The organism is Paraniabella ginsengisoli (assembly GCF_022513635.1).
GTDB lineage: Bacteria > Bacteroidota > Bacteroidia > Chitinophagales > Chitinophagaceae > Niabella > Niabella ginsengisoli.
Genome location: NZ_JAKWBL010000004.1, coordinates 822,227 through 843,232 on the forward strand (window position 1 = coordinate 822,227; position 21,006 = coordinate 843,232).

The following is a 21,006-nucleotide window of genomic DNA, read 5'->3' on the forward strand; positions in this document are numbered from 1 at the left end:
ACTATTACCTCAACAGTAACTCACAGGGCTTTAGCCCTGTTTGTTTTTTAAAGGCAGTGCTGAAATGAGAAATGGAAGAGTAACCCAACATCATGGAAACATCAGTAACATTAAGGCCTTTCTCATATAAAAGGTACTTAGCGTGTTCCATACGCTGGTTCTGGTAAAAATCAAAAATAGTAGTACCAAACATTTCCTTAAATCCTTTTTTAAGGTAACATTCATTCATTGCTACTTTGCGGCTCAGTTCTTTGATAGTGATGGGCTGCCCGATGCTTTGGATAAGAATATCCCTGGCCAAGGCTATTTTTTCCCGATCAATATCGCTGTTTAAAAAACGGCAGGATAAAATTTCTTCTTTATCCGAAATCCAATCCATGCTATATAGTAATAGCATTTGTAATTGGGCATTTACATAAATATTTTCCAGGCTTCCTGTATATTTATGATTAACCAGGGATTCAATCACTCCGCGTGTTTTGCAGCAGAGCGGTATATTTTTTGAAAAGAATCTTTTTGTTGAAACGCAGCAAAAGGTCTGTACCTGAAGTAGAAGTTTTCCCATTGATGAAATGAGAAAGTTGCGGAGCCGAATAATCAACAGATACTACATCATAACTAGGTACACTTTGCGCGCAACTTCTTGCATTACCAATTGTACATTTCTGGCAGCTTTCAGCCGGGCAATACATATTTCCGGCCACGCAAAATCTTAATTTTACGCTGTTTTGATCGTTGCTTCGCCCTTTATAATCGTAATTCACCATGCCCACATCTTCAGCAGCACTCTCTTCGTCACGCATAAAACGCTTGATGGAATAATTTACCGCACCAGGAATAAGCTGTTCCTTACAACTAATAGGTTGTAACCCTTTTAGTGCATGCATCCATTTCTCCGTAACCGCTTCTATCTCTTGTTGCTTGTTCATTAAAATATGTGCAAAAATAATATTATTATGCAATTAATCAACTAACAGTTATTAGTTATAAATTTGAAGGCTATATCCAGTTTAAAAAAGATGCCCCGAATATTATCAAATATTTAAATTTGCACGCCGCCTTACTTATATATCTTCGTAAATTGATGGTTTAGCGGGCTTTCGAAAATCTATAAAGCTATTAATGATACATTTCAATTCATACATCCATCCAGATGCCAAGGTTGCTACCAATGTGAAAATAGACCCTTTTACTGTTATTCATCCTAATGTGGAAATTGGGGAGGGTACCTGGATTGGATCGAATGTAACTATACAAGAAGGCACAAAAATTGGTAAGAACTGTAAAATTTTTCCGGGTACAGTAATCGGTTCTGAGCCGCAGGATAAAAAATATGCCGGAGAAAAAACAACAGTAGAAATAGGTGACAATTGTGTTATCCGTGAGTTTGTTACCATTCACAGAGGTACTGCCGACAGGTGGAAAACTGTGGTTGGTAGCGGTTGCTGGGTGCTGGCTTACAGCCATATAGGGCATGATTGTATCATTGGCAATAACTGTACTTTAAGCAACAGCACGCAAATCGCAGGGCATGTGGTGCTGGGAGATTATGTGGGGTTTGGAGGTGTTGTAGCTGTTCATCAGTTTGTAAGAATCGGATCTCACTCCTTTATAAGCGGTGGCTCGCTGGTAAGCAAAGATGTGCCTCCTTTTATTAAAGCAGCCAGGCAGCCATTAAGTTATGCTGGTGTAAATTCTGTTGGTTTAAAAAGAAGGGGATACAGCATTGAAAAAATAAATCACATCCTTGATATTTATCGGGTACTTTATAACAAAGGCCTTAATGTGACGCAGGCGGTACAAATATTGGAAGAAGAGTTTGCCGTTACTGAAGAGCGCGACGAAATACTCACTTTTATACAAGAAAGTACACGCGGCATTATTAAGCGCTACAGCAAAGGAGGAAACGGCGATGACGATTCAATTGCATAACGCCGGAAAACGCTATAACAGGGATTGGATTTTTCGCGGTCTTACTTATGACTTTCATACAGGTAGCCATTATGCTATTACTGGCCCCAATGGTAGTGGCAAAAGCACATTGCTTCAAATATTGAGTGGCGCCGTCACAATAAATGAAGGAACTTGCACTTTTGCGCTAAACAACCAAATAATTGCACCCGAAAAAATTTACAATAACATTTCTTACTGCGCCCCATATTTAGAACTGGTAGAAGAATTCACACTAACTGAGCTTCTAAATTTCCACCAATCTTTTAAACCTTTTCTTAACAAGCTAAGTACTGATTTTATTGCCAATGAAGTGCAGCTGGAACATGCTCAAAATAAAAAGATAAGCGAATATAGCAGCGGCATGAAGCAACGCGCGAAGCTTGCGCAATGCATTTTTTCTGATACGCCGTTGGTTTTGTTAGACGAACCCTGCACCAATCTTGATGCAGCGGGCATTGATTTATATAATTATTTAGTTCACAAATATTGTGCAAACCGTTTGGTTATTGTTAGCAGCAATGATAAACAGGAATACGGATTTTGTAACGAAGTGATGGATATAACGGCGTATAAATAACAACTTTTTTATTTGATCAGCAGTAAACAGATAGCATCTTCGTTGCCACGCTCGCTTGTACAGCAAAATATAGCTGACCCTACATAAACGACTACGAGCAATCCCTACCCGATTTCCTATCACATGTTTATGGTCTCTTCCGGACTTCCTAACTTTCCCGTCTTCCCGTCTCTTCTCTTATATCTCCGGCAACATCAGCCTTTTCCTTTTAGAATAAATTCTTATAGCAACAACAAGCAGTACGCAAATAGTCAGGTCAATATTTTTGGTAGTGCCAAGGTATTTATTGATGAGAATGAAAAAATTCCACCCGCAGCACAAGCAGTTGCATACAACTCTCCCTTGCGTAAAAGTAAAGGAGGGTAGCCACAAAAAATATCAGCAATCAATCCGCCGAAAGTAGCTGTAATTACGCCCATTACCAATCCATAGATTTCGTTAGTGCCGTTGCGTAAAGCTATCTCGATTCCCGCGGCTGTAAATAATCCTAACCCAATCGCATCGGTAAAGAAAATAGTTCGTCTGAAATTGTTTACTTTATCTTTTACCAAAAAAGTCACCGCTGTTCCGGCAAAGACCAATGCAAAAGCAAGGTTGTCGTTGATCCAGTTTACAGGTTTTACGCCTAATAATAAATCCCTCAACGTGCCGCCGCCATAAGCTGAAACAAAAGCTACCACCAGGCCTCCAAATACATCGAGCTTTGCTCCGCGGGCTTTAAAAGCGCCGGCAAGTGCAAAAACGAAAATACCGAGATAGGTAATAATTTTTAGAAATGTCACGATGCAAAATTATAGCTACAAGCCTTATGAAATTCTTTTATATTTAAACTAAAAATATCCCAATGGATTTCAATACGATACTTTTTGATGTAAACGACAACATCGCGGTAATAACAATAAACCGTCCGGACAAATTAAATGCCTTAAACAACGCAGTATTTGATGAGTTGGATCAGGCTATTGATGAGATCATTAGCCGACCAGAAATAAAGTCTGCAATTATCACCGGTAGTGGCGATAAGGCTTTTGTTGCAGGCGCAGATATTTCTGAGCTTAGGAACCTAGATGCGAAAAACGGTGAAATATTAGCGCAACGCGGGCAAAAGGTTTTTGATAATATTGAAAGCAGCCCTAAGATAATAATTGCGGCTATCAACGGGTTTGCATTAGGTGGTGGATGCGAGCTTGCAATGGCTTGCCATTTTAGAGTAGCGAGCGATAATGCCAAATTTGGCCAACCTGAAGTAAACCTTGGTTTGTTACCAGGCTACGGTGGCACGCAACGTCTTACACAATTGGTTGGCAAAGGAAGATCAATTGAACTTTTAGCAACAGGTGATATGATAGATGCCATTACTGCATTTAATTACGGACTGGTAAATCATGTGGTAACAAGAAATGAATTATTACCTAAGGCTAAGTCCATATTAGCTGTTATTAATACAAAAGCGCCTCTTGCTGTGGCCGCATGCATCAATGCTTCTCAATATGCTTATACTAATGATGGTACCGGGTTTGCAATGGAAGCTGCTTCATTTGGAAAACTTTTAGAAACGAACGATTCGAAAGAAGGAATCGAGGCATTCTTAGAAAAACGCAAGCCCATCTTCAGAAATAACTAAAAAGCTTATCTGGCAACCTCATTGCCAGTACTGAATTTCAGAAAGATATAAGTTTCCTAAAAACTGGAACAGGATTTGTGTAGTTAATAAAAACCGTGACAGCAAGATGATGACTATACGCGAAAATGGATGTTATTGCTTTACATTGGAGACTATTGATACTGTAGATATATTCAATAAACCTATGTATAAGCAGATCATCGTGCATAGTCTCAATCATTTTATAGACAGTAAGAGTTTAATTGTGTACGGTTGGAGTCTCATGTCTAATAAACTATATATTATTTGTCAGTCACATGAGGGGCTGCTTACAAATTTGAGAGATAGTTTTTTGGTATTTACCTGTGAAAAAATTATTGAAGCCATGAAGGATGAACCCGCCGAAAGGAGAGACTGGCTTTTAACCCATTTTCAAAAATCCAACCCTCAATCGAAGGTATTGCCGGGCAATCTTGTTGGGGAGATGTAAAAACCACAGCACAGATAGATATGCGTCTTTCGCAAAGCATGGCAGAACAACTTGAATTTATACACAGTTTGCCTGTAAAAGAAAGAGTAGTTCAATATTCCTCTGATTATATATATAGCTCCGCCCGGGATTATGCCGGAATGCCAGGACTGGTGAAAATAAGCAAACCAGCAAGGGTTGAGCATGAATTATACGAAATAGAAAGTCGTAAAAACGGATTCCGAACTAATTATAATCAGCAATCCTGACTTTTATAACCTGTTAAATTTGACCAGAGACAGGACATACTTTTTAGCAAGTGATATCTTTGCAAAAAGTAAAATATCTGTATCGTCTGAATGCCTCGTAAAAAGAGATATAATTATAATAATCTGAAACTTATTGCTTCTGCGCTTTTGATTGGCGTTCTGATACTCTTGTTATTGCAATGGGTAAATTCACGAAAGGTAAAATTTGTTCATTACGATGCATTTGGAATAGATATGCCTATAGCGTATTCAATTCATGGCATTGATGTTTCCCGTTATCAAAAAAGATTGCCTGGCAAGGAGTTAAAGAAATGAATGTAGAAAACATTCAATTGAATTTTGCATTTATGAAGGCTACGGAAGGATTAGGTCTTACAGACAAAAATTTTAAATACAATTGGCGCAATGCTAAAAAGCAAGGCATAGCACGCGGTGCCTATCATTTTTTTATTGCCAGTCAGGATCCTGCTAAGCAGGCGCAACATTTTATTTCTAAGGTCAAGTTATCGCCGGGAGATCTGCCACCGGTGCTGGATGCAGAGCAGGCCAGCATTTTGCCAGTAAATGCATTTCGCCAAAAAATAAGAACATGGCTGACCATTGTCGAAACTCATTATAAGGTAAAACCCATTATTTATACCAATGCCGACTTTTATAAAAAATATTTGGGACCAGAGTTTAATACATATCCGCTATGGGTTGCTCATTACTACGAAAAAGAAAACCCCGCATCAACCGGGAATGGACCTTTTGGCAACACAATGACAGAGGCAATGTAAACGGAATAGACGCCAAAGTTGACTTTAATGTTTTCAATGGCGATATTATTGCATTTAACGAACTGCTGGTCAAATAATTATTTTTTACGCATAGGATAAACTGACACTCCTACCGACAACAAAAAATTCCTTGATTGTACATTATAAGTATCGACATCTGGCGTTGGGTTATCATCGTTCCCGTTTGACTTTGTAGTAAAAGGATCTGCGGCGAAATTGAAGCCAAGGTCCAGCTTCAACCAATCATTATTTTTGAATCCAGTCTGTAAAAGTATGGAAGGCTCAAATAACCCGAATGTGTTATTGCGCGCTTCATTATAACCTAAAATTGCTTCTTCTTCAGCAGTATAGCTAGTTCTGATGTTATTGAGTTTTAATAATGAAAACCGGGGCGCAACCGACATTCTGAGATAATCGTTAAAGAAAAAATTAAAAGAAGGATGCAAAAAATATTTCAAAGTATTAGCCTCATACCTGCGGCTTCTCGCTGCATCAGCTGGATCGACATTGTCGGTAGACGACATCTTACCAAAACCTACGCCTGCAACGCCGTTAAAATATCCTTTACTTTGTCCCATGCGTGTATAAAAGCCAGCTCCTATGTCAAACATGTGGCGATTGTATCCCACATCTGTTCTTCTATCTACACCCGAAAGGTCATCATCTTTATATCTATCCTTTTCACTGCGATACATGCCACTTGCGGTTAACATAAAATGATTGGTGATAGCAATAGCGGCCTGTCCGTCAAATCCGGCTGAATGATCGAGAGATTCATCGTCATCCGAAATGCTTGAAAAAATCTTAGCTGGGTTACCTGCTCCGGCAACAGAAAATTTAAAATCGCCTTGTTCTCTTAAAAAAGCTGCGTTATGTACAGAAGGAGAATTGATATAACGCGGGTTAGCGCAAGCAACCAAAAATATAACGACCCCAATAAGGTAGTTACAAGGTTTTGTTAGGTTAAGGGCATGACTTTTCATACAACAGGTTTTTGATGGCAAATGGTAATTCTTACGTAAATAAAATTAGTGACTTCAAGTCATAATTTACTTATTATTACCATTCTCATTTTTTCTTTGTGCATTTTGCTGTTGTGGCCTGTTGCCGCCATTACGCTGCGCCTGCGGCCTGTTTCCGCTTTTATGTTGTCCGTGGTTTCCTCCCTGTCGCCCAGACTGGCCTTGTTGAGATACACCTTGATTAGTGTCCGCTTTTGTTTGCTGCTGCGGTGGTCCACTCCGTCTCTGCTGTTTGCGCTTTTTATCTGCTCTTTCTAAAGCCCTAAGCGATGTTTGTCCAACTACATCCACAAATTCAGGTTCTACCTCTTTTGGTTTTGTAGAAACAACTTCCACTGCTTCCAGTTCTTCAGGAGTAATATTTTGTCTGTTAAGCGATCTTATTTTTCTAACACGTTCTATTGTAAGTGGATATTGTTTATTGCTGTCGGGTAAGGAATACCACATCAGATTTTTAAAGATATCTTTCTTAATCAAATAGGCCCGGCCTTTAGCTACTTCAAGCTGGTCGCAATCGTTTGGAAAGCCTTGCAACGCATCCAGATAAGTATCAAGTTCATAATTCAAACAACATTTCAAACGGCCACACTGACCGCTTAACTTGGTTTGATTGATCGATAAATTCTGATATCTGGCTATAGATGTATTAACTGATTTAAATTCTGTTAGCCATGTAGCACAACAAAGTTCCCTTCCACAACTTCCAATACCGCCTACCTTCCCAGCTTCCTGGCGAGCGCCAATTTGCCGCATTTCTACTTTCACCTTAAACTCGGTAGCATATATTTTAATAAGCTCCCTAAAGTCTACGCGGCCATCAGCAATATAAAAAAGGTAGCTTTTCTGCCATCTGCCTGCATTTCCACCTGGCTTATTTTCATATCCAGTTTAAGCTGACGTGCAATAGCACGGCTTCTTATTACAGCTTCGGGTTCACGTTGTTTGTTGGTATTTCTTTGGTCGAGATCACGATCCGTAGCAATCCTCAACACTTTTTTCATGTCAGGATTTGCTTCCTTAACGCCATACTTTTTCATTTGTAACCTAACGATCTCGCCTGTTAATGAAATTTCACCAACATCAAATCCGCTTATTCCTTCTACTGTAACCAAATCGCCCTTTTCAAAAAAGTGAACGGTTGTATTTCTGAAAAAATCTTTACGCGTCCCTTTATTAAAGCTAACTTCTACCACATTGCAATAACTGTCCATATCCGCAATTGGTAAATTGCGCAACCAGTCATATGTGTTCATACGATTGCAGCCACCCGTACTACAGCCGCCGTTGCTTTTGCAACCGCCTGGTTTGCTACCATTAGCAGTACCACAACTTGTACAACCCATTGTTTGTAATATTCTTTAATGCAGAAAAGCGCAGGTGGAAATATGGCGTATAAAAATAGCAGCAGTAAAAGCGCTGCTGTATCAATAAATATAAAAAACTGAAATTCAGTTTATTATGAAATATCCTTCTAACAATGAAGGATCAGAATTATTCGCTATTTCCCTGTCAACACTATTCGCTTTCCCGCTAAAATTTAATCTTCTCCACTAAAAATCAAACACCTCAATCATTCAAAAATACAACATTGTCCTGAATGATATGATAAATTTTAATGGTAAGTGCCATGAAGAGCATCTTGCCATTTGCGTTCCTTTCAATATAATATGCTGCTTTGTCAAGCTCTTCAATTATTGCCTGCTGCTTCTCTATGCTTGTAATGCGATTCAACTTTGAAGCAAAATCACGCTCCTTATCAGGATAATTTTCTGCCATTTGTGGCATTACATGTATGCGTAGTGCCAATTGCAATAAATGATTAAAGTATCGCAAAAATTGCTTCTGTCCTTCACGGCCCAGCTGTCCTATTTCATCTACCCATTTGGATTGCGCCACCGGCCCGGTTTTCATAATGCTGTTGAGCCAGTCGCGTAGCAGATTTTGCCAATCCTCGTCAGAATGTTGCATAATCTGCAAAGCTTCCCGATAGTTGCCTTCGCTGATGGCTGCCACTCGTGTTGCTGTTTGTTCTTCAGATTTATTGCGGCTGATTAAAGCTTCTTTGATTTCGTTATCATGAGGCTGCGGCACTTTAATAAGCTGACAGCGGCTCAAAATGGTCTGTAATATTTGCCCTTCATTTTCCGCAACCAGTAAAAATACGGTGCGCTCCGGCGGTTCTTCAATTAATTTCAACAACTTGTTGCCTTCGTTGCCCAAATATTCTGGCAGCCACATTATTAAAACCTTGTAGCCGCCTTCAAAGCTTTTGAGATTCAATTTTTTGATAATCTCATTGCATTCGTTGGCGGTTATATTTCCTTGTTTATTTTCAGCGCCAATAAATTGCAGCCAGTCATACACATTTCCATACGGATAGCTTTTAATAAACTCGCGCCATTCGGTAATATAATCGGTACTAATTGGTGGTGTACCTGCTTTTTTGTAACAACAGGATAACTAAAATGTATATCAGGGTGCGCAAAGGCTGCCGCTTTTTGACAGGAGGAGCAAATGCCACAAGGCTCAGCAATAGCCACTCGGAGAAATAGAAACAGGTTCATCACCAAATAATGATGGGCCTGCGTTTTGTGCAGGGCCATTTACTTTTTCGCAGATAATATATTGCGCAAAAGCTAATGCAAGTGGAAGAGCACCGCTTCCCTCTTTACCCAAAAATAGTAACGCATGTGCAAGCCGGTTTTCCTGCATCAACTCTGTAAGCTCTTGCTTTAAATGTAATTGACCAATAACATCTGTAAACTGCATGGATGCAAATGTAACAAGAGATAAGGTTAGAAAAGTAAACACCTAAAAGCAGTTGCATAACATTTTTTAAGTCATCAGTTAATATATGGCATCGGTCTTGCGTCGCTCCGTTCAACAGCAGTACATATATGATCCTGCATAAACGATGCGATCTCAACAATTTTGTTGACTTTTATGTTTATCTTGAAATATGAAAATCGAACAGATTTACACCGGATGCCTGGCACAGGGAGCCTATTATATTACTTCTGGAAATGAAGCCGCGATTATCGATCCGCTGCGGGAGATTGAACCATATATTAACAGGGCAAAGAAGGACGGTGTATCTATTAAATATATTTTTGAAACGCATTTTCATGCTGATTTTGTAAGTGGCCATGTCGACCTTGCCGCTAAAACAGCTGCTAGTATTGTATTTGGGCCCACTAATGCGCATATTGGTTATGATGCTTTAATAGCTACAGACGGACAAGTTTTTGAAATTGGCGACATTAAAATAAAGCTGATCCATACACCGGGGCATACGCTCGAAAGCAGTTGCTATCTTTTATATGATGAGCAAGGAAAAGAGCAAGCACTTTTTACAGGAGATACTTTATTTATCGGCGATGTGGGGCGGCCAGATCTGGCCCAAAAAGTTGCTGATGATTTAACAAAGGAAAAACTAGCGGGAATTTTATTTGAATCTCTTCGAAATAAAATCCTTCCATTGCCTGATGATATTATTGTTTACCCGGCACATGGTGCAGGCAGCGCTTGTGGCAAAAACATGAGTAAGGAAACCAGCGACACATTGGGCAATCAAAAGAAAACAAATTATGCTTTAAATATGGCTTTAAGCCAGCAGGATTTTATTGAACAGGTGACAGACGGGTTGATGCCCCCGCCGCAATACTTTCCTCAAAATGTGCAAATGAATATTGAAGGTTATGATGATATCAACAAAGTGCTGCAACGAGGTACACAGGCGCTTGACCCAGAGGCTTTCGAAGTTGCAGCAAACCATACCGGAGCAGTGATTTTAGATACACGAACCGCGGAAGATTTTTCACAATCATTTATACCTAATTCTATTAATATTGGTATTGACGGCAGTTTTGCTGTTTGGGTAGGCACATTGATTCCAGATGTAAAACAAGAAATATTGATTGTGGCTGAAGAAGGACGGGAAGAAGAAGTAGTAACGCGCCTTGCACGAGTTGGTTATGATTTTTGTATTGGTTATCTCAAAGGCGGTGTTGCAGCCTGGAAGGCTGTTGGTAAAGAATTAGATGAGATCAAAAATATTGATGCAGAAAACTTATCAAAAAAGAAAATGCATCTATTATCGATGTAAGGAAGGAAACAGAATTTGAAGAGGCGCATATTGCCGGAGCGCAAAATTTTCCGTTAGATTATATAAACGATCATCTTACTGAAATAGATAAAAATGCTACACAATATGTTCATTGTGCTGCGGGTTACCGTTCAATGGCCTTTGCTTCTATTTTAAAAGCAAGAGGTTTTGAAAATGTAGTGAATATAAGAGGAGGCTTTAAATCAATTAAGGAAAGTAATCAATTCGATATTATAACAGGCATTGATAAAAAAGATTAGTTTTCTTGTTTACCTGCTAAATAGTCCATCATATTATCCGACTCAACAATCGGCTTCCCTTCTACATCTTTATTATACCAATATATCCATGCTATAATATTTTCTCCACTTTCTAAGTTTGTTTCTACTAAGTCTCTTTTATAATAAATGTCTTCTCCATCATCAGGATATAAGCCTTCATAATCGTCAAGCTGCGCCAGTATAAAAGAAAGTTCTTTTGGATTTTTTATCTCGTACAATTCACCTTTTATGAAACGCCCTGTATCAACAGGTGTGCCTACAGGAAAAGTACCCATATCGTAAATAGTACCTTTTACGAGGGCTTCGCCTTTTAGCTTAAAGTATTTTGAAATATATTCGTAAGCAGGACTTTTAAAGCCGCTTAACAGAGATCCGTAAACAAAAAGAAAATGGCTATGTGTTTGCATAAACTAACTAATAAACGAAGTTAACCCTTATCATCTACCAAAAATACGTACACCTCTTTTGGACCATGCACACCAACAACTAAAGTTTTTTCTATATCTGCAGTGCGGCTGGGTCCCGTGGCAAAAGTAATTAGCGACGGCAGTTGTGAACCATATTTTTCCTTCGTGGCCTCCAACGCATCTTTAATATCATAAACAAGCTGGTTGGTGTACGCAATACAAACGTGTACGGGTGCGTAAACACTAGTGTTCCGGCCGCTTTTTTCTGCGGCACTCATTACAATACTGCCTGTTCTGGCTACCAGGTATTCGCAACCTGTGATGGCTACATCACAACCCGCCAGGTTTTCAAAGTCATTCAAAAATCCGAGGCCTCCTTTTAAGAGTTCACTGATATTATGATCGATACAGTAAATGGCTTTCCAGCCCTGTGATACGGCTAATTCATTAAATTGTTTTACGAGATGTTTTTCATCAAAACAAAAAGCAAACCTGCCTTGTAAAGCTGTAAATCTTTCAGCGAATTCTACTTCAATTTCCTGATTTAATGGTTCGAAAACTGAAGATTGCCCTTCGCTTTTTGGAAATGGAATAGGCGTGGGTTGCGTTAATGCCTCCCGTATCTTTTTCAAAATATTTCCTTTCCCCGATTGCACTTTATTTATCCTTCGTTTGTTGCTTGTGGCGCGTCTGTATTATTAATGGGAAGAATTGCATTTGGATCCACATCACCACTTGTTGTGGGAAGCACTACTTCAGGAAGCGCCTTTTTTCTTCAAAAGGTCTTTTACCAATCAGGCGTTCAAGATCATCTTTAAACAACACTTCTTTTTGTAATAATTCTTCTGCAATTATTTTTACCTGTTCTTTCTTTTCTTCTATCAAAGCTTTGGCTCTTGCATAGGCTTTATCCGAAAGTTTTTTCACCTCTTCATCAATCATTTTTCCGGTTTCGTCACTATAAGGTTTGTGAAAACCATTGTCATTTTGAGGATCATAAAAAGATATATTACCAATACGTTCGTTCATTCCATATACACTTACCATTGCATAAGCGGTGCGCGTTATTTGTTGCAAATCGCTTAATGCGCCTGTAGATATTTTTCCGAAGAAAACTTCTTCACTTGCTCGTCCGCCAAGCGTCATGCACATATCATCTTCCAGTTCTTCAGTAAGTGTCAGGTATTTTTCTTTTGGTAAATATTGCGCAAAACCTAATGCAGCCGTACCTCTTGGTACTATGGTTACTTTTAGTAAAGGATGCGCATGTTCTAAATACCATCCTGTAACAGCATGTCCCGCTTCGTGATAAGCAATGACGCGCTTTTCATCAGGTAAAATGATCTTGTTTTTCTTTTCCAGTCCACCAATGATACGGTCGATAGCATCATTAAAATCCTGCATTTCTACATCAGCCTTGCCTTTCCGGGCAGCTATTAAAGCTGCTTCGTTACAAACATTTGCAATATCAGCTCCTGCAAAGCCAGGAGTTTGAGCCGCTATTTTATGTACATCTAAGTTTTGAGAAGTTTTAATTTCTTTTAAATGTACTTTGAAGATAGCTTCGCGTCCTGCAAGGTCTGGCTTATCAATAGAAATTTGTCTGTCAAACCTTCCCGGTCTTAACAACGCAGTGTCTAACACATCGGGCCTGTTGGTTGCCGCCAGTATAATGATACCCGAATCAGTTCCAAACCCATCCATTTCTACCAGCATTTGATTCAGCGTACTTTCACGCTCATCGTTGCTCATCATCGCATTTTTTCCACGTGCGCGGCCTATTGCATCAATCTCATCTATAAAAATTACGCAAGGCGCTTTTTCACGAGCTTGTTTAAATAAGTCGCGAACACGGCTGGCTCCCACACCTACAAACATTTCCACAAAGTCAGATCCGCTAAGGCTAAAGAAAGGAACCTGCGCTTCTCCTGCCATTGCTTTTGCTAACAAAGTTTTACCAGTTCCGGGAGGGCCAACTAATAATGCACCTTTAGGTATTTTACCACCAAGACTGGTGTATTTTTTAGGATTTTTTAAGAAGTCAACTATTTCCATCACTTCGCCTTTAGCTTCATCCAAACCTGCTACGTCTGCAAAAGTGATGTTTACTTTAGTTCCTTTGTCGAACAAGGTAGCTTTCGATTTACCAATGCTGAAAATACCGCCAGGCCCACCAGCGCCGCCTGCACCGCCGCTCATTTTGCGCATTAATAAAATCCACACGCCAAGCAGTAAAATAAAAGGCAACAGATAACCGATAGCTTTTCCGAAAAAATCACTTTCGGGTTCTACATCCCAATTTACCCTTTGCAATTCAGGATGAGCCTTGTAAAAATCTTCCATTTGTGCTGGAAAAGTTTTAGGGTCGGTAACCTTAAAATAAAATTGGGCAGCTTCATCGCCAGATTTTAGAACAGATTTATCGGTATTCGGATTTTTTGCTAAAGAATCTTTTTTAACCCAAACATCTACTCTGTTTCTATTGTCTACAATAATATATTTCTCCAGCTTTCCCTGGAGGATCATTGTTTTGAAATCATTCTCGGATATCTTGTTTGATGCCGATCCTAATGGATTCAAAAACTGAAAGGCCAGCATAATGGCCAGAATGATTATAAACGCCCAGTAGCTGCCAAATTTCGGACCTTTTTTAGGTTCTCCCGGGGTGGTATTTTTATTATTTGTAGAAAACGGATTATTTCTCTTTTCCTGCTTCGCCATTTTTTCTGTTTGTTGTATAAGGTAAAACCCTTGTGAATTGTTTATTAAGTTATTTTAAAATTCAACCGTGCTCCGCAACAGCCGCATCACTCCACATTTCTTCGAGATTATAAAATTTCCGGCTTTCAGGATGCATTACATGTATCACAACATTTACATAATCGATCAATACCCACTGAAGTCCTTGAAAACCTTCTTTATGAAAGACGTTCTCTCCGCAATTTTCCTTTACGCTTGCTTCAATATTATCTGCAATAGCTTTAACCTGCGGTTGGCTGGGCGCCTCGCACACGATAAAAAAGTCTGCAACTGCCTCAGGTATTTTACGCAGATCAAGCGACACTATCTTCTCGCCTTTCTTTTCCTGTATAGCGGCAATGATAGTTTTAAATAATTTGGAGTTCTTAGTAAGTTTTACAGATCCGGAGTTTCTGCGTTTTGCCAGCGAAGCCAATGGTTCCAATAGAAGATGTGATTTTAATTATAAGAAGACATTTATACATAAAATAAGAAACTTAAGACGTGATGACAGGTGTAGTAATGTTCACTTTATTCTCAAAGTTTCCTATTCCTTATTTAATTTGCTCAAAAATAACGAATATTGGCTCAACAACCTTCACATAATTGCCCTTTTCCGACTATGATTGAACTTTCGTCAATCGATAGCACCAATAATTATGCCCTAAGCCTGTTAAAGGGGCCTAACCTGACGGAGCGGCAGGAAAACGTAGGACACGGATCAGCGGTTTTTGCTCATGAACAGTTTGCCGGTAAGGGGCAGCGCGGTAAAACCTGGCTTTCGCATAGCGGTGAAAATGTGCATTTAAGCGTTATTATCAACCCCGAAAAAATAGGGCTGCAACGGCAATTCTTGTTAATAGCAATCATTGCATTAGCTGTAAGAGATTTTTTTGATCATTATGCACAAAGTGATATATCTATAAAATGGCCCAACGATATTTATTTTAAAGAAAGAAAGGCCGGTGGTATTTTAATTGAAAACGTAATTAGTGGTAAAGAATGGAAATGGGCGGTTGCTGGTATAGGACTTAATATAAATCAAATTGATTTTCAAAAAGTAAAAGAACGCATTCCTGTATCACTCAAACAAATAACGGGTAAAAGTTTTGATTGTTTTGAACTGGCTAAAGAACTGAGAAATGAGATAATGAACCGATATGAATATGTGATGATGAGCCAAAGTGTTGATGCGATAATTGAAGAATACAATCACTATCTATTTAAGAAAAATGAAAAAGTTTATTTTGAAAAAGAGGGAAAAACATTTGAAGCTCTAGTTAAAGAAGTGTTGCCAACCGGGCAGTTGATTGTACAAACAGATGTTGAAATGAATTTTGATTTTGGTGAAGTGAAATGGTTGAAGCGTTAAGAAGTTATCATTCTTGTAAAAATTTACTAAGGGCGCTATGCCATACCCACTGCTAGTTTCAGGAGGTTTACCCGTTTTTAGTTTTAATAATTTTAATCATCATTAAGTATAATGATATCGCTGTTATCTATTTTTAAATAGTAAACAGAAGTATGGAGCTGCCTTGAAAAAGGATTTTTCTTTTTGGGATGGTTTGAAAAGTAATCCTATATTAGCTGCTCGAATTGTTTGCCTAAATCAAATGCTAACCTGATAATTAACCATTGCGTTGGTTGTATTTACGCCTTACAATTTGTTCTGTAGTTATTCTAGCAGTTGATATTCCCTATACATATGAAAGATTGCTGGTTCGAAATAACTCTAAGCCCTGATAAATAGTGTATTTTTTAATTCCTAACATAAACCAAGCTTAGTTATGACAAATCCGATTCAATGCAACCGGAAAATGGTGTTATCCTTATTGGCAGGTGCTGCCAACCACCGTTTTTTAATGATTTTTTTATTATGATTTGCGCTTTGTCGCACCAACATGTTTTGGCACAAAATGTTTCTGTAACCGGCGTGGTAACTGACGATGGGGGCAAGAGCCTTGTCAGTGTTAACATAACCGAGAAGGGCAAAACTAATGGAACCACATCCGGAGAAAATGGGTCCTATCGTATTTTGGTAAGCGACTCTTCCGCTGTGCTTGTATTTTCGATGATTGGTTATCTTCCTTTTGAAAAAAAGTTGGTACGCAATCTGAAATTAATGTCTCATTAACGCAAGAGGCTACAAGTCTGCAGGATGTAGTAGTTGTAGGTTATGGTACTCAAAAGAAAAGCCAAACAACTGGAGCTATTTCGCAGGTAAGCGCTAAACAAATTCAGGAAATGCCTATTACTAATTTAGGCCAGGCTTTACAAGGCCGCGCTGCGGGCGTGGATGTTTCTCAATCAGGTAGCAAACCCGGTACATCACCCAAGATTTTAATTCGTGGAAGACGGTCGTTTAATGCAGGTAATGACCCGCTTTATGTTGTTGATGGAATTCCGATACAGGGTGGATATGAAGATTTTAACCCAAATGATGTACAATCGATGGAAGTATTAAAAGATGCAACTGCTACAGCCATTTACGGAGCGAGAGGAGCCAACGGAGTTGTTTTGATCAGCACGAAAAGAGGCTCTAAAAGCGGAAAAACAGTAGTAACGCTTGATTCGTATGTTGGCTATAGTAAGGCGTTGGATAAAATTCAACTGTTCAGCGGCCCAGAGTTCGCAGAATATGTACGTGAAGCTTATCGTGCCACAGGAATTTATACTGATGCCAATGGAAATATTGTCCCAACCGGCCAATCCGATCCGGAAGCAGATAAAAAAATTGCTGTGTTGGGAGGAGATCCTGCAGTAGCCAAAGGGATTGCTGAAAATAGAAGTACAGATTATCAATCTCTGTTGTTGAGAAAAGGGCTGATCCAAAATCATACAATTGGTGTGCAAGGAGGAAATGACCGTACACAATTTTATTTCGCAGGTGGATTTTTTAAAGATATTGGCGTTGTGAAAGGCCTAGATTTTACCCGATCATCTCTTCGTATTAATATCGACCATAATATTAATAAATGGCTAAAAGCCGGCATTTCTTCTTACCTGATGAGTAGTGTGAGGAACGGCGAAGGCCTTAATTCTTATAGTTTTACTATTTCTCAAAATCCTTTAGGCTCGCCTTATGATGAAAATGGCGAATTAATTTTTTCGCCAACCAACGACGCGCTTTTGACCAATCCATTATTTGAAATTATGCCCGGCAACCAGGTGGACGAAATCAAAAGGTACAGAATATTTAACAGCATTTATGCCCAGGCCACCATTACCGAAGGCCTTACTTATCGGATCAATTTCGGCCCAGACATTAACGCTGGCCGGCGTGGAAGGTATGTGGGTTCTATGACAAATGCAAGAAAGGGAGGTGAAGCCCAGGCTTATACAGATACCTATTTTGGTTTTAACTGGACGTTGGAAAACGTGGTGAATTACAAAAAACATTTGCAGACAAGCACAATTTTAATGCGACACTGGTTCATTCTATTCAAAGAGATAAAACTGAATTATATAATAACCAGGTGCAGGGAGTTCCGTCGGAAACACAGCAATTTTATAATCTGGGCGATGCTAATTCCATTTTGGCAATTGGCAGCAATTATTCACAATGGACTATTAATTCATATTTAGGAAGGATCAATTATGATTTCAATAATAAATATTTGCTTACACTTACGTTAAGAAGGGATGGTTCAAGCCGGTTCGGGGTAAATTCTAAATATGGTAATTTTCCTGGCGTAGCTGCTGGTTGGAATTTAAGCAATGAACCATTTCTTAGTAATATACGGTGGATAGACCAATTAAAACTACGGGCAGGATGGGGAAAGGTAGGAAACCAGGGCGTTGCACCGTATCAAACACAGGGAATTTTAGCCAGAACTTCATATGCCTTTGGCGATGCATCTGCTTTTGGATACAGGCCAACTGCCATCGGTAATCCTGATTTGCGATGGGAGTCTTCTGCAACAGCTAACATTGGATTAGACTTCAGCTTTTGGAAAGGCCGTTTACAAGGCTCTCTGGAGTTGTATGAAACCAATACAACTAATCTTTTATTATCAGATCAGTTGCCGGGCTCCATCGGGTTTAGCGCTGTTACCCGAAATGTTGGGCATACCAGAAACAGAGGTATTGAACTGGGCTTTACTACTGTGAATATTAATGCAGCCTCAAGTTTTAGATGGACAACTGACGTACAGTTTACAAAGAATAAAGAAGCCATTGTAAGTTTATATAACGGAGCTGTAGATGATATAGGAAACAGGTGGTTTATAGGGCAACCATTGAATAGTTTTTACGATTATAAAAAGGATGGCATATGGCAGCTGGGAGAAGAAGAAGCTGCACAATCTTATAACTCCAGAGTTGGGCAGATTAAAGTACACGATAAGAATGGGGATGGAGTGATAACAGGAGATGACAGAGTATTGATCGGGTCTGATGTTCCGGACTTCAGCGCAGGGTTAACAAACAGGATCAGCTTTAAAAATATTGACTTATCCTTCTTCTTCTTTGGTCGTTTTGGACATACCATTGTTTCCGGTTTTCATCAGGATAATAATGCGCTGGCTGGCCGTTATCAGCAGATCAAAGTAGATTATTGGACACCACAAAATCCGACCAATGAATTTCCACAGCCAAAAAGCACACAGGAGTTTCCGGTGTATAATACGACGCTTATCTATTACGACGGAACTTTCATAAAACTTAGAAATGTCAATTTAGGCTATACGCTGAAATCGGGATGGGCTGATAAATTAGGAATGGAATCTTTACGCATTTATGCCAGCGTGCAGCAACCAAAAATCTGGTCAGAATACCGCACCAAGTATAATGGCGTTGATCCTGAGACTTCGGGAACCGAGGTAGATTCTGGTATCACTCCGGCCACAACAGTGTTCACTTTTGGTATCAATGCAAAATTCTGATCAACAGTAAAAATTTAAGACAATGAACGCGTGTGTAAAATATTGACAAATAGAGGGAGCAATTAATAGCGTTACATGTGTCCACTAACATAAATAAAAAATATTCAGATGAATACAAAAAATATATTTAAGCCATTACTCGTTTTAGGGATGGTCTTACTTTTTGCCGGGCCATCATGCAAAAACCTGCTCGAAGAAGAGTTGGTTTCGCAAATTGGTAATGATTACATCAATACACCTAAAGGATTTGAAGACGCTGTGAACGCTGCATATTCCAGCCTGAGAATTTTTTATGGAAGTGAAGCCGGACTTACATTTACCGAATACGGTACAGATATCTACTCGGTGGGAGCAGACGGTAGTTATAAAGGATTTCATTTTTATGACGCGCAATTAAATCCTAATGTAGATGCTCTCGCCACAGTTTGGGATGAGTTGTATCGCGGCATCAACACCTGCAATGCTGTTATAGAACGCGGGCCTGAAGCACAGGGTGTTTCAGAAGAAATAAAAGCGCAGCGAATCGGCGAAGCCAAATTTTTAAGAGGATTATATTATTTCATTTTAATGCAGCAATATGGTCCCGTAGAATTAAGACTTCAGGAAACCATCCTGCCTACAAAAGCAACATCAAAAGCGACTACAGGCGAGATTTACAATTCTATCATTAAAGACCTTGACGAAGCTATCCCCGTCCTTGAAAACAAAGCCCGGTCTGCAAATTATGGTAGAGCTACACGCCCTGCAGCCGAAACCCTTTTGGCCAAAGTATATTTAACAAAGGCTTATTCTGCTGATAAAGCTTCAGATGATTTTAGTAAAGCATCCGCCCTGTGCGAAAATGTAATAAACAATTATGGTTTTACATTATTAGATGATTTTGCAAGTGTATTTGATGAAAATAACCAGGAAAATGATGAGATCGTTTTTGCAGTACAATACACTTCAAATCCGCTGGATAATGGTACCGGCAACCGTTTGCATCTTTATTTTGGAATGCAATATGACGTACAGGCAGGCATGAAACGCGATATTGCTAACGGAAGACCCTTTAAAAGATTGAAGCCGACAAACTATTGTTTAACAGACGTATTTGGCGAACGTGTTAATGACTCGCGCTACAAAAAAACCTTTAAAGATACTTGGTTAAGCAATAAGCCAGGCACTTACAACACGGCTTTTGACGATTCCAAAAGTCAGGTAACTTTTGCTGCAGGGGATACATGCATTTTTATTCCGGGTTACGAAATGAGCAAAGAAGAGCGTGCAAAAAGGCCTTATCAGGTATTAGTGCCAAGTAAATATTCTGAAGCACTTTTTCCAACCAATCAAAAGTTTTTTGACACAAAAAGGCCTGACTTAACTTATGAACCCGGAAGCAGGGATTATTTTGTATTTCGCCTGGCCGAAGTGTATTTAATGCTTGCCGAAGCATATTTGCAACAGCCTGGAAATATTCAAAAAGCCACAGATGCTATTAATGAAGTGCGTTACAGAGCTGGCTGGCCAGGTAAAAAAGATGCCATGTTGATTACATCGGCCGAAATGAATTTCGACATGCTGATGGAAGAACGTGCACGAGAATTGGCGGGCGAGCAAACCAGATGGCTGGATTTAAAACGTTGGGGAAACCTTTTGGCAAGGGTAAAAGAATATAATCCGCAAGCCGCTGGTAATATTGCTACCAGACATTTACTTAGGCCGATTCCCCAAACTCAAATAGATAGATCTGATCCCGGAGCCTTTCCTCAAAATGATGGATATTAATAGGATTCCGATTTAAGGAAAAAAGCGAAAGATTTATCTAAGAATTAGTAGTGACGCATGTTTTAAAGAGTTTACAGAAACTAATTTCTGTAAACTCTTTTTTATGAGAAAAGGACTATGAAATCGGTGAATTTGCGAAAATTCCATTAATT

General features: G+C 39.3%; 24 protein-coding genes and 2 pseudogenes. 14 read left to right on the forward strand and 12 right to left on the reverse strand.

Translation table 11 applies throughout. The annotated features are described in order from the left end of the window. Positions 1–4 precede the first annotated feature (4 nt). Together MKP09_RS27605 and MKP09_RS21635 are read right to left on the reverse strand one after the other, a co-directional pair. Complete coding sequence (locus MKP09_RS27605; protein WP_240832393.1) at positions 5–469, reverse strand: helix-turn-helix domain-containing protein; 465 nt, start codon at positions 467–469, stop codon at positions 5–7. Beyond that, positions 462–929: a hypothetical protein gene (locus tag MKP09_RS21635; RefSeq protein ID WP_240832395.1), complete on the reverse strand. Its 468-nt coding sequence runs from the start codon at positions 927–929 to the stop codon at positions 462–464. Before MKP09_RS21635 ends, MKP09_RS27605 begins: the two co-directional genes overlap by 8 nt. A gap of 193 nt (positions 930–1,122) precedes the next feature. Here MKP09_RS21635 and lpxA point away from each other — a divergent pair, with 193 nt between their 5' ends. Together lpxA and MKP09_RS21645 are read left to right on the forward strand one after the other, a co-directional pair. After that, positions 1,123–1,932 carry an acyl-ACP--UDP-N-acetylglucosamine O-acyltransferase gene (lpxA, locus tag MKP09_RS21640; protein ID WP_240832397.1) on the forward strand — a complete coding sequence of 270 codons (810 nt, stop codon included), beginning with the start codon at positions 1,123–1,125 and terminating at the stop codon, positions 1,930–1,932. Then, positions 1,913–2,530, forward strand: coding sequence for an ABC transporter ATP-binding protein (locus MKP09_RS21645; protein ID WP_240832399.1), 618 nt, complete (start codon positions 1,913–1,915; stop codon positions 2,528–2,530). Before lpxA ends, MKP09_RS21645 begins: the two co-directional genes overlap by 20 nt. Before the next feature lie 251 nt (positions 2,531–2,781). Here MKP09_RS21645 and MKP09_RS27610 read toward each other — a convergent pair whose 3' ends face one another. Continuing rightward, on the reverse strand, positions 2,782–3,312 hold the full coding sequence (locus MKP09_RS27610) for a trimeric intracellular cation channel family protein (protein ID WP_240832401.1): 531 nt from the start codon (positions 3,310–3,312) through the stop codon (positions 2,782–2,784). Between the two features lie 62 nt (positions 3,313–3,374). Here MKP09_RS27610 and MKP09_RS21655 point away from each other — a divergent pair, with 62 nt between their 5' ends. From MKP09_RS21655 to MKP09_RS21675, 5 genes are all read left to right on the forward strand, one after another. Further along, positions 3,375–4,154 carry an enoyl-CoA hydratase/isomerase family protein gene (locus MKP09_RS21655; protein WP_240832403.1) on the forward strand — a complete coding sequence of 260 codons (780 nt, stop codon included), beginning with the start codon at positions 3,375–3,377 and terminating at the stop codon, positions 4,152–4,154. 106 nt (positions 4,155–4,260) lie between these two features. Then, entirely contained in the window at positions 4,261–4,623 is a 363-nt protein-coding gene (locus tag MKP09_RS21660) for a hypothetical protein (protein ID WP_240832405.1), read from the forward strand. Between the two features lie 20 nt (positions 4,624–4,643). After that, positions 4,644–4,871 carry a hypothetical protein gene (locus tag MKP09_RS21665; protein ID WP_240832407.1) on the forward strand — a complete coding sequence of 76 codons (228 nt, stop codon included), beginning with the start codon at positions 4,644–4,646 and terminating at the stop codon, positions 4,869–4,871. 90 nt (positions 4,872–4,961) lie between these two features. Continuing rightward, the gene (locus MKP09_RS21670) at positions 4,962–5,186 is read left to right on the forward strand and encodes a hypothetical protein (RefSeq protein ID WP_240832409.1); all 225 of its coding nucleotides are present in this window, start codon (positions 4,962–4,964) and stop codon (positions 5,184–5,186) included. After that, the gene (locus tag MKP09_RS21675; RefSeq protein ID WP_240832411.1) at positions 5,183–5,650 is read left to right on the forward strand and encodes a GH25 family lysozyme; all 468 of its coding nucleotides are present in this window, start codon (positions 5,183–5,185) and stop codon (positions 5,648–5,650) included. The genes MKP09_RS21670 and MKP09_RS21675 overlap by 4 nt, the downstream gene beginning before the upstream one ends. Positions 5,651–5,727: 77 nt before the next feature. On the opposite strand, the gene MKP09_RS21680 is transcribed toward MKP09_RS21675, so the two are convergent. From MKP09_RS21680 to MKP09_RS21700, 5 genes and pseudogenes are all read right to left on the reverse strand, one after another. Next, positions 5,728–6,633, reverse strand: a complete 906-nt coding sequence (locus MKP09_RS21680; RefSeq protein ID WP_240832413.1) for a hypothetical protein — start codon at positions 6,631–6,633, stop codon at positions 5,728–5,730. A 66-nt stretch (positions 6,634–6,699) separates the two neighbouring features. Beyond that, complete coding sequence (locus tag MKP09_RS28935) at positions 6,700–7,119, reverse strand: hypothetical protein (protein ID WP_490355057.1); 420 nt, start codon at positions 7,117–7,119, stop codon at positions 6,700–6,702. 72 nt (positions 7,120–7,191) lie between these two features. Further along, positions 7,192–8,015: pseudogene (locus MKP09_RS21690) on the reverse strand (PSP1 domain-containing protein); the annotation flags it as partial. Between the two features lie 223 nt (positions 8,016–8,238). Beyond that, on the reverse strand, positions 8,239–9,036 hold the full coding sequence (locus MKP09_RS21695) for a DNA polymerase III subunit (RefSeq protein ID WP_240832419.1): 798 nt from the start codon (positions 9,034–9,036) through the stop codon (positions 8,239–8,241). 162 nt (positions 9,037–9,198) lie between these two features. Continuing rightward, a complete protein-coding gene (locus MKP09_RS21700) occupies positions 9,199–9,483 on the reverse strand; it encodes a DNA polymerase III delta subunit-related protein (RefSeq protein WP_240832420.1) in 285 nt (94 codons plus the stop codon). Between the two features lie 148 nt (positions 9,484–9,631). On the opposite strand from MKP09_RS21700, the gene MKP09_RS21705 reads away from it, so the two are divergent. Beyond that, entirely contained in the window at positions 9,632–10,777 is a 1,146-nt protein-coding gene (locus tag MKP09_RS21705) for an MBL fold metallo-hydrolase (RefSeq protein ID WP_317235418.1), read from the forward strand. Then, positions 10,768–11,037, forward strand: coding sequence for a rhodanese-like domain-containing protein (locus MKP09_RS27615; RefSeq protein ID WP_317235472.1), 270 nt, complete (start codon positions 10,768–10,770; stop codon positions 11,035–11,037). Before MKP09_RS21705 ends, MKP09_RS27615 begins: the two co-directional genes overlap by 10 nt. On the opposite strand, the gene MKP09_RS21710 is transcribed toward MKP09_RS27615, so the two are convergent. The 4 genes from MKP09_RS21710 to rsfS form a co-directional block, all read right to left on the reverse strand. Continuing rightward, on the reverse strand, positions 11,034–11,465 hold the full coding sequence (locus MKP09_RS21710) for a gamma-glutamylcyclotransferase family protein (RefSeq protein WP_240832421.1): 432 nt from the start codon (positions 11,463–11,465) through the stop codon (positions 11,034–11,036). The two genes, MKP09_RS27615 and MKP09_RS21710, sit on opposite strands and share 4 nt — an antisense overlap. Positions 11,466–11,485: 20 nt before the next feature. Continuing rightward, the gene (locus tag MKP09_RS21715) at positions 11,486–12,121 is read right to left on the reverse strand and encodes a LutC/YkgG family protein (RefSeq protein WP_240832423.1); all 636 of its coding nucleotides are present in this window, start codon (positions 12,119–12,121) and stop codon (positions 11,486–11,488) included. A 94-nt stretch (positions 12,122–12,215) separates the two neighbouring features. Continuing rightward, positions 12,216–14,186 carry an ATP-dependent zinc metalloprotease FtsH gene (ftsH, locus tag MKP09_RS21720; protein ID WP_240832425.1) on the reverse strand — a complete coding sequence of 657 codons (1,971 nt, stop codon included), beginning with the start codon at positions 14,184–14,186 and terminating at the stop codon, positions 12,216–12,218. A gap of 61 nt (positions 14,187–14,247) precedes the next feature. After that, the gene (gene rsfS / locus MKP09_RS21725; RefSeq protein WP_240832427.1) at positions 14,248–14,649 is read right to left on the reverse strand and encodes a ribosome silencing factor; all 402 of its coding nucleotides are present in this window, start codon (positions 14,647–14,649) and stop codon (positions 14,248–14,250) included. A 177-nt stretch (positions 14,650–14,826) separates the two neighbouring features. Here rsfS and MKP09_RS21730 point away from each other — a divergent pair, with 177 nt between their 5' ends. The 5 genes and pseudogenes from MKP09_RS21730 (at position 14,827) to MKP09_RS21750 (ending at position 20,854) form a co-directional block, all read left to right on the forward strand. Beyond that, on the forward strand, positions 14,827–15,576 hold the full coding sequence (locus tag MKP09_RS21730; protein ID WP_240832429.1) for a biotin--[acetyl-CoA-carboxylase] ligase: 750 nt from the start codon (positions 14,827–14,829) through the stop codon (positions 15,574–15,576). 432 nt (positions 15,577–16,008) lie between these two features. Then, complete coding sequence (locus MKP09_RS21735) at positions 16,009–16,338, forward strand: carboxypeptidase-like regulatory domain-containing protein (RefSeq protein WP_240832431.1); 330 nt, start codon at positions 16,009–16,011, stop codon at positions 16,336–16,338. A gap of 110 nt (positions 16,339–16,448) precedes the next feature. Beyond that, a pseudogene (locus tag MKP09_RS21740) lies at positions 16,449–16,694 on the forward strand (TonB-dependent receptor plug domain-containing protein); the annotation flags it as partial. A gap of 950 nt (positions 16,695–17,644) precedes the next feature. Beyond that, positions 17,645–19,087: a SusC/RagA family TonB-linked outer membrane protein gene (locus tag MKP09_RS21745; RefSeq protein WP_240833356.1), complete on the forward strand. Its 1,443-nt coding sequence runs from the start codon at positions 17,645–17,647 to the stop codon at positions 19,085–19,087. A gap of 108 nt (positions 19,088–19,195) precedes the next feature. After that, positions 19,196–20,854, forward strand: a complete 1,659-nt coding sequence (locus MKP09_RS21750; protein WP_240832433.1) for a RagB/SusD family nutrient uptake outer membrane protein — start codon at positions 19,196–19,198, stop codon at positions 20,852–20,854. Positions 20,855–21,006: the final 152 nt, after the last annotated feature.